The organism is Pseudomonas sp. S31, assembly GCF_016648105.1.
In the GTDB taxonomy this organism is placed as follows: Bacteria; Pseudomonadota; Gammaproteobacteria; order Pseudomonadales; family Pseudomonadaceae; genus Aquipseudomonas.
The window spans coordinates 25569-32250 of the sequence record NZ_JACVVE010000053.1 but is presented as its reverse complement, the minus strand read 5'-3'; the positions used below and the strand labels follow the sequence as shown (position 1 = coordinate 32250).

6 protein-coding genes and 1 pseudogene are annotated in these 6682 nt (G+C 64.9%); 3 read left to right on the top strand and 4 right to left on the bottom strand.

The features are described from left to right. The 4 genes and pseudogenes from IAE37_RS25945 to IAE37_RS25930 all read right to left on the bottom strand — a co-directional run. Positions 1 to 186, bottom strand: a pseudogene (locus tag IAE37_RS25945) (aspartate aminotransferase family protein); the annotation flags it as partial. Positions 187 to 254: 68 nt separating this feature from the next. Further along, a complete protein-coding gene (locus IAE37_RS25940; protein WP_201178305.1) occupies positions 255 to 1028 on the bottom strand; it encodes a gamma-glutamyl-gamma-aminobutyrate hydrolase family protein in 774 nt (257 codons plus the stop codon). A 69-nt stretch (positions 1029 to 1097) separates the two neighbouring features. Next, positions 1098 to 2444: a glutamine synthetase family protein gene (locus tag IAE37_RS25935; protein WP_201178304.1), complete on the bottom strand. Its 1347-nt coding sequence runs from the start codon at positions 2442 to 2444 to the stop codon at positions 1098 to 1100. A 90-nt stretch (positions 2445 to 2534) separates the two neighbouring features. Next, the gene (locus IAE37_RS25930) at positions 2535 to 3512 is read right to left on the bottom strand and encodes a LysR family transcriptional regulator (protein ID WP_201178303.1); all 978 of its coding nucleotides are present in this window, start codon (positions 3510 to 3512) and stop codon (positions 2535 to 2537) included. Between the two features lie 157 nt (positions 3513 to 3669). Here IAE37_RS25930 and IAE37_RS25925 point away from each other — a divergent pair, with 157 nt between their 5' ends. The 3 genes from IAE37_RS25925 to IAE37_RS25915 are packed head-to-tail and all read left to right on the top strand — an operon-like array spanning position 3670 to position 6670. Continuing rightward, a complete protein-coding gene (locus IAE37_RS25925) occupies positions 3670 to 4980 on the top strand; it encodes an MFS transporter (RefSeq protein WP_201178302.1) in 1311 nt (436 codons plus the stop codon). Beyond that, a complete protein-coding gene (locus IAE37_RS25920; protein ID WP_201178301.1) occupies positions 4980 to 5735 on the top strand; it encodes a class II aldolase/adducin family protein in 756 nt (251 codons plus the stop codon). Before IAE37_RS25925 ends, IAE37_RS25920 begins: the two co-directional genes overlap by 1 nt. Before the next feature lie 2 nt (positions 5736 to 5737). Further along, entirely contained in the window at positions 5738 to 6670 is a 933-nt protein-coding gene (locus IAE37_RS25915) for a 2-hydroxyacid dehydrogenase (protein WP_201178300.1), read from the top strand. Positions 6671 to 6682: the final 12 nt, after the last annotated feature.

The window sequence follows — 6682 nt, the reverse complement described above, 5'->3', positions numbered from 1 at the left end:
GCACCACAGGCCGGCCATGCCATCGAGGATCTTGTGGCCTTCGCTGTCCCAGAGGTACACGCCCTTGGCCGAAGTGATGATGCGCGGACCTTTCTCGGCCAACTGCCTGACGTCGCTGAACGGCGCCAGGTGGTGGTCGCGGCTCATCGCCTGCCAGGCCAGGGTCTGTGGATTCTGTTCACTCATTGACTTCACTCCATCAGGTTGCGCAGCCGTGCTGCGCAGGCATTTTCAATAGTGGGAAAGGTGGCGTTTCAGGCGCTCTTGAGCAGCATCTGGCGCAGCACCGAGCGCTGCCGGCAGGCCTTGCCGAAGGCCTGGAAAATGGTCAGGTAATGCGGGTTGTCCATGACCTGGAACTCCGGGTGCCATTGCACGGCCAGGGCGAAGCCCTTGCTGTTCTGCACCGAGATCGCTTCCACCAGGCCATCCGGCGCCAGCGCTTCGACGCGCAGGCCGGGGGCCAGCACCTCGATGCCCTGGCCGTGGATGGAATTGACCTCGATGATCGCCGGCAAGCCCATGCGCTCGAGCAGGCCCCCCGGCTCGATATGCATGCTGTGGCGCGGGCCGTATTGCTGTTCGAGGGGCTCGCCCTTGCCTTCGCGGTGGTCCATGAACAGGCCGGTCTCGTGGACCTTCTGGTGCAGGGTGCCGCCCAGCGCCACGTTCATTTCCTGGAAGCCACGGCAGATGCCCAGCACCGGCACGCCGGCAGCGATGGCTGCACGCATCAGCGGCAACGTGGTGGCATCGCGCAGCGGGTCGTGGTGGGTACCCGGGGCGCTGGCCGGGCCGTTGTAGTGCAACGGCTCGATGTTCGATGGGGAGCCTGTGAAAATCAGCCCATCCACCACATCGAGGATGTCTGCACTGTCGATCAGTTCGGCGAGGCTCGGAATCACGATGGGCAAGCCACACGCCGCCTTGGCCGCCGCGCGCGCGTACTTCTCGCTGATGGTCTGGGTCGCATGCAGCTCAATCATGCTGGTGCATGCGGTGATGCCGATAACGGGCACACGTGGCATATCTTCCTCCGGCAAATCCGGTTTGCGAGTGGTTTGAAAGGTCGAGAGAGGGTGTCGCCAGGCGGGCGTCTACAGGAACCAGCGGTACTCGCGGGCATCGATGTGGCGCATGAAATCCAGTTGTTCCTGGTATTTGTTTTCGCAATAGACCATCACGAACTCACTGCCCAGGCCCGCGCCGAGCACCGGGTGATTACGCATGGCGGCCAGGGCGCTGAAGGCATCCTTGGGGAAGTCGATGCCGCTCCGACGGTCGTCGTTGAGTGGCGCGATGGGCTCGATGGCGTTGTCCAGCCCGTGCTCCATGCCGGTGAGGATGGCTGCCAGCACCAGGTACGGGTTGGCATCGGCGCCCGCCAGGCGGTGCTCGATGCGCAGGTTGCGCGGGTCCGACTCGGGAATGCGAATGCACGCATCGCGGTCCTCGAAGCCCCAGCTGGCCTTGCTCGCCGCGTTGACCATGGCCCCGTAGCGGCGGTAGGCGTTGTGGTTGGGGGCGAAGATCGGCATGCAATGGGGCAGCAGTTCCAGGCACCCGGCCACCGCATGGCGCAGCTTGCGCTGCTCGGCGCCTGCGAGGAGGTTGTTGCCGGCCTCGTCGTACAGGCTGACGTGCACATGCATGCCGCTGCCCGGCGCATGCAGATACGGCTTGCTCATGAAGCTGGCGCGGTAGCCGTGCTTCATCGCGATACCGCGGGTACTGCGGCAGAACAGCGCCGACCAGTCTGCCGCGCTCAGGGCGTCGTCGCTGTGGCAGAAGTTGATCTCGAACTGGCCAGGGCCGAGCTCCGCGGTGATGACATTGGCCGGCACGCCCTGCTCGTTGGCGCCATCAACCATTTCGTGGAGCACCTTGGAAAAGCGCGACAGCCGCTCGATGTGCATGTTCGGCTGGTCGTCTTCATCGTCGGTGGCCATGTCACGGGGGAACTGTGGCAGGCCATCCTCGAGCTTGCGATCGAACAGGTAGAACTCCAGCTCGAAGGCCACCACCGGGCGGATCCCTCGTTTGGCCAGACGCTCGATCACCCGGGCGAGCACTTCCCGGGGCTCGAACTCGATCGGCTTGGCGGTGCCGTCGGAGGTGATGAGCATCTGCGCGATCGGCTCCTGCTCCCAGCGCACCGGCTTGAGGGTACCCGGCACCAGGCGGCGGGCGGCGTCCGGGTCGCCGTCGGCGAAGCAGTAGTCGCCGATTGGGTACAGGCCACCCTGGGTACCCAGCAGCACGCAGTTCTGCGGCAGTTTCAGCGGCGCGCCGGCGGCGACTTTTTCCAGCATGTCCATGGGGTAGCGCTTGCCGTAGAAGTGCCCTGGAATGTCCAGGGCGATCAGGTCTACGTAGCGTATTTCTGGATGCTGCGCGCGGAAGGCGCGAACCTCGGTCAGTAGATCCGCAAAGATGACACTCATCGTCTTGCCCTTGTGGTCGTGAAAATTTTGTATTTATTTTTCATGAAAAAATACATCAAAAAATTCACGAGTCAAGCGCATCGTGTTGCGCTAGAACCGCTCGGCAGGGTCGGTGGTCATCAGCATCTGCTGGAAGCGCTCAAGAAAGATCGACTCGGCCTGGGTCAGCTTCTGCTCGCGGTTCCACAGCAGGTAGACGTTCACGTCGATCACCCCTTCCCACGGCGGCAGGCGCCAGAGCTCGTTGGCTTGTACATCCGCCGCGACGATGTGCTCCGGCAGGCAGCCGATGCCGTAACCCGCGCCGACCATGCGCAGGATTTCATCCAGACTCGGCGACGACGCAATGAGCCGCCCGGTGAAGCCATGCTGATCACGGAACACCGTGAGCGGCGACAGGTTGCCGCCGATCTGGTCACTGGTGAAGCTCACGAAGTTTTCGCCCTGCAGGTCTGCCACGGTGAGGTTCTTGCGCCCGAACAGCCGATGGCGCTTGCCGCAGTAGAACGCGTAGCGCTGCTCCAGCAGGACCCGCTGCTCCAGGCGCGGCTGGGGCGTGCGGCACAGGCCCAGGCCGAACGATGCAGTCTTCTGCAACAACCCGCTGACCACATCCGCGCTGCGCACCACGTCGATTTCCAGCTCCACCTGCGGATAGTCACCATGAAACTGGGCCAGGAACTCGTCATAGGCGCGGGATTGGATACGGCTGATGCTGAGCAGGCGAACCTTGCCGGTCACCGTCTCGGCGGGGCTGTCCAACGCGGGGCCGAGGCGCGACACCGTACCGTACAGTTCGGCGGCGATCTGCATCACCTCCTCTCCCGCCTGCGACAGCGTGATGCGCGGCCCGCGACGCACCACCAGGGCGCTGTCCAACTGCTCTTCCAAGCGCCGCAGTGCCTGGCTGATGGCCGGCTGGCTCAGGTGCAGGCGCGCCGCCGCCCGGCTGATGCTGCCCTCCTGGCCGATTACCAGGAAGGTGCGCAGCAGGTTCCAGTCCAGGCGATCATTGAGAAAACGCTTGGCTTCGGGGTCTCTGGCGTAGGGCGTGGCCGGTATCGTCATTATTGGTTTTTCTTATACTCAAGTATTTAAATTAGAAGCTTTTCCTAGAATAGGTGTTGCCTCAACATCTAGCAACGCACCGCCAGAGTGCCTTGGTCCCGCCGAACCGGGACCCCCTCCTTCTCCTGCCTATAACAATGACGCCCAGGAGCCTCAGATGACGAGCAACACACCCACCCCGCGTCGTGCCGCGGCGGCTGCCTTCATTGGCACCACCATCGAATTCTACGATTTCTACATCTACGCCTTCGCCGCGGCCCTGGTGCTCGGGCAGCTGTTCTTTCCCAGCGAAAACCCGATGCTCAGCACCATGGCCGCGTTCGGCAGCTTCGCCGTCGGCTTCATCGCCCGGCCGTTCGCCGGCATGGTGTTCGGCCACTTGGGCGATCGCCTCGGGCGCAAGAAGATGCTGCTGGTGACGATCGTGCTGATGGGCGTGGCGACCACCTGCATCGGCCTGCTGCCCACCTACGCCCAAGCCGGTATCTGGGCACCCATCGGCCTGATCTTCCTGCGCTTGCTGCAGGGCATCTCGGTCGGTGGCGAATGGGGTGGCGCGGTGCTGATGGCCAGCGAGCACGCGCCCAAGGGCCGCAAGGTGTTCTTCGCCTCGTTCGCCCAGTGGGGCAGCCCGGCGGGCCTGTTGCTGGCGCTGATCGCCTTCCGCTTCATCACCGGCATGGAACAGTACGACCTGATGAGCTGGGGCTGGCGCATTCCGTTCCTGATGAGTGGGCTGCTGATGATCGTCGGCCTGGTCATTCGCTTCGGCGTGCCCGAGTCGCCGGAGTTCGCCGAGGTCAAGGACAACGACCAGACCGCCGACAACCCGGTGCTGGAAGTGCTGCGCAAGAACTGGCGCAACATCATCTTCGCAGCCCTGGCCGTGACCATCGGCTCGGGGGGCTTCTTCTTCACCAACACCTTCATGATCACCTATGTCACCCAGTACCAGGGCATCGCCCGCAGCACCATCCTCGACTGCCTGTTCGTGGTGACCATCCTGCAGTTCCTCTCGCAGCCCTGTTCGGCGATGCTCGCCGAGCGCCTGGGCGAAGGGCGCTTCCTCAAATGGGTCGCCGTGCTGTGCATGCTGGTGCCGTACCCGATGTTCCTGCTGGTGCAGACCGGCAACCTGGTCTACATGACCGCCGGTATCGCCCTGGCCGTGGTGCTGCTGTCGGCGCTCTACGCAGTGATCGCCGGCTTCATGGCCGAAGCCTTCCCGGCCCGGGTGCGCTACTCGGGCATCTCGATCGCCTATCAACTGGGCAGCGGCCTGACCGGTGGCCTGACGCCGATGCTGGGGACCTTCCTCGCCGGCCAGTACGCCGGCCAATGGCTACCGCTGGCACTGTTCTTCACTGTGCTGGCCCTGATGTCGCTGACCGGCGTGCTGGGGTTGTCGCAACTGCGCAACGCCAATGCCAAGCCAGTCGCCCTCTCCACCTCGCAAGGAATCGCCTGATGAGCAAGCCTCTCTCCCTGTCGGACGTCGAATGGCAAGCGCGCTGCGAGCTCGCCGCGCTGTACCGCTTGATCGCCTACTACCGCATGACCGACCTGATCGACACGCACATCACCTTGCGGGTGCCGGGCCCCGATCGGCACTTCCTGATCAACCGCTACGGCGTGGCGTTCGAGAAGATGCGCGCCAGCGACCTGGTGCTGATCGACCTGGACGGCAACGTGGTAGACCGCCACTACAACGACGGCAAGGTCAATGCCGCTGGGTTCGTCATCCACTCGGCGATCCACGAGGCACGCCCGGACCTGCACTGCATCATCCACACCCACACCGCCGCCGGCATGGCGGTGGCCGCGCAGCGTGACGGCCTGCTGCCACTGACCCAGCACGCGCTGAAGTTCTACGGCAACCTGGCGTACCACACCTACGAAGGCATTGCGCTGTCGCTGGAAGAACGCGCGCGCCTGGTCGCCGACCTCGGCGCGCACAAGGCGATGATCCTGCGCAACCACGGCCTGCTGGCGGCCGGTGGCAGCGTGGCGGCGGCCTTCCACGAGATCTACTTCCTCGAACGCGCCTGCCAGGCGCAGGTCCAGGCGATGTCGGCCGGCGTGGCGCTGAACTTCCCCAGCGAAGCGGTCTGCCGCCACACCGCCGCGCAGTTTGGCCGCGATGGCATCGACGGCATCATCGACATGGCCTGGCAGGCCGCGCTGAGTCTGATCGACGAGCAGCGCAACGACTGGTGCAGCTGACCATGAGCCGACTCGTATTGCTTTGCCAGAACCCCGCGCTGACCGACTGGCTGGCCGCACTGTTCGCCGAACATGCCCCGCATCTGCATGTGCTGCGCCCGGACGATGCCCAGGCGCCGCTCGCCGAGGTGGCGGTGTGCTGGTTCCCGCCCGAGGGCAGCCTGGGCCGCTTGCCGAACCTGCGCCTGGTCCACTCGATCGGCTCTGGCGTCGATCACCTGGCCCAGGACAGCTCGCGCGATGCGTCAGTGCCCGTGTGCCGGGTGGTCGACCCTGACCACACCCAGGGCATGAGCGAGTACGTGCATTGGGGCGTGCTGCACTTTCACCGCGGCTTCGACCAGGTGATCGCCGGCAACCCCAGGCAACACTGGCAGCGCCCGGTGCAGCGCAAGGCGCAGGACTACAAGGTTGGCGTGATGGGCCTGGGCGCGATCGGCGCGCCAGTGGCGCAGCGCCTGGCGGCAGCCGGTTACCACGTGCGTGGCTGGGCCCGCACGCCACGGCAGATCGACGGCATCACCACCTTCGACGGCGCGCCTGCATTGCACGACTTCCTGGCCGGGCTGGATGTGCTGGTCAACCTGCTACCGCTCACCACCAGCACCCACGGCGTGCTGAGCCAGGCGGTGTTCCGGCACATGGCCAAAGGCAGCGGTTTGATCAACTGCGGCCGCGGCCAGCACCTCAATGCCGAGGATCTGCGCCAGGCCCTGGCCAGCGGGCAGTTGCGCGGTGCCTTGCTCGATGTGTTCGAGCAGGAGCCGCTGCCCGCCGACTCGCCGCTGTGGCACACACCCGGGGTCTGGGTGACGCCACACATGGCGTCGGCCGCGTCGGACCTGTGCATCGCCCAGCAGGTGGCCGACAACGTGTCGCGCTTGGCCGCCGAGCTGGAACTGAACAACCTGGTCGATCCCGAACTGGGCTATTGATCGCACGCGTTA

Bases quoted from the DNA above. Each gene is read 5' to 3' on its own strand.
- IAE37_RS25940 (WP_201178305.1), bottom strand. From the start codon at position 1,028: ATGCCACGTGTGCCCGTTATCGGCATCACCGCATGCACCAGCATGATT.
- IAE37_RS25930 (WP_201178303.1), bottom strand. From the start codon at position 3,512: ATGACGATACCGGCCACGCCCTACGCCAGAGACCCCGAAGCCAAGCGT.
- IAE37_RS25915 (WP_201178300.1), top strand. From the start codon at position 5,738: ATGAGCCGACTCGTATTGCTTTGCCAGAACCCCGCGCTGACCGACTGG.
- IAE37_RS25935 (WP_201178304.1), bottom strand. From the start codon at position 2,444: ATGAGTGTCATCTTTGCGGATCTACTGACCGAGGTTCGCGCCTTCCGC.
- IAE37_RS25925 (WP_201178302.1), top strand. From the start codon at position 3,670: ATGACGAGCAACACACCCACCCCGCGTCGTGCCGCGGCGGCTGCCTTC.
- IAE37_RS25920 (WP_201178301.1), top strand. From the start codon at position 4,980: ATGAGCAAGCCTCTCTCCCTGTCGGACGTCGAATGGCAAGCGCGCTGC.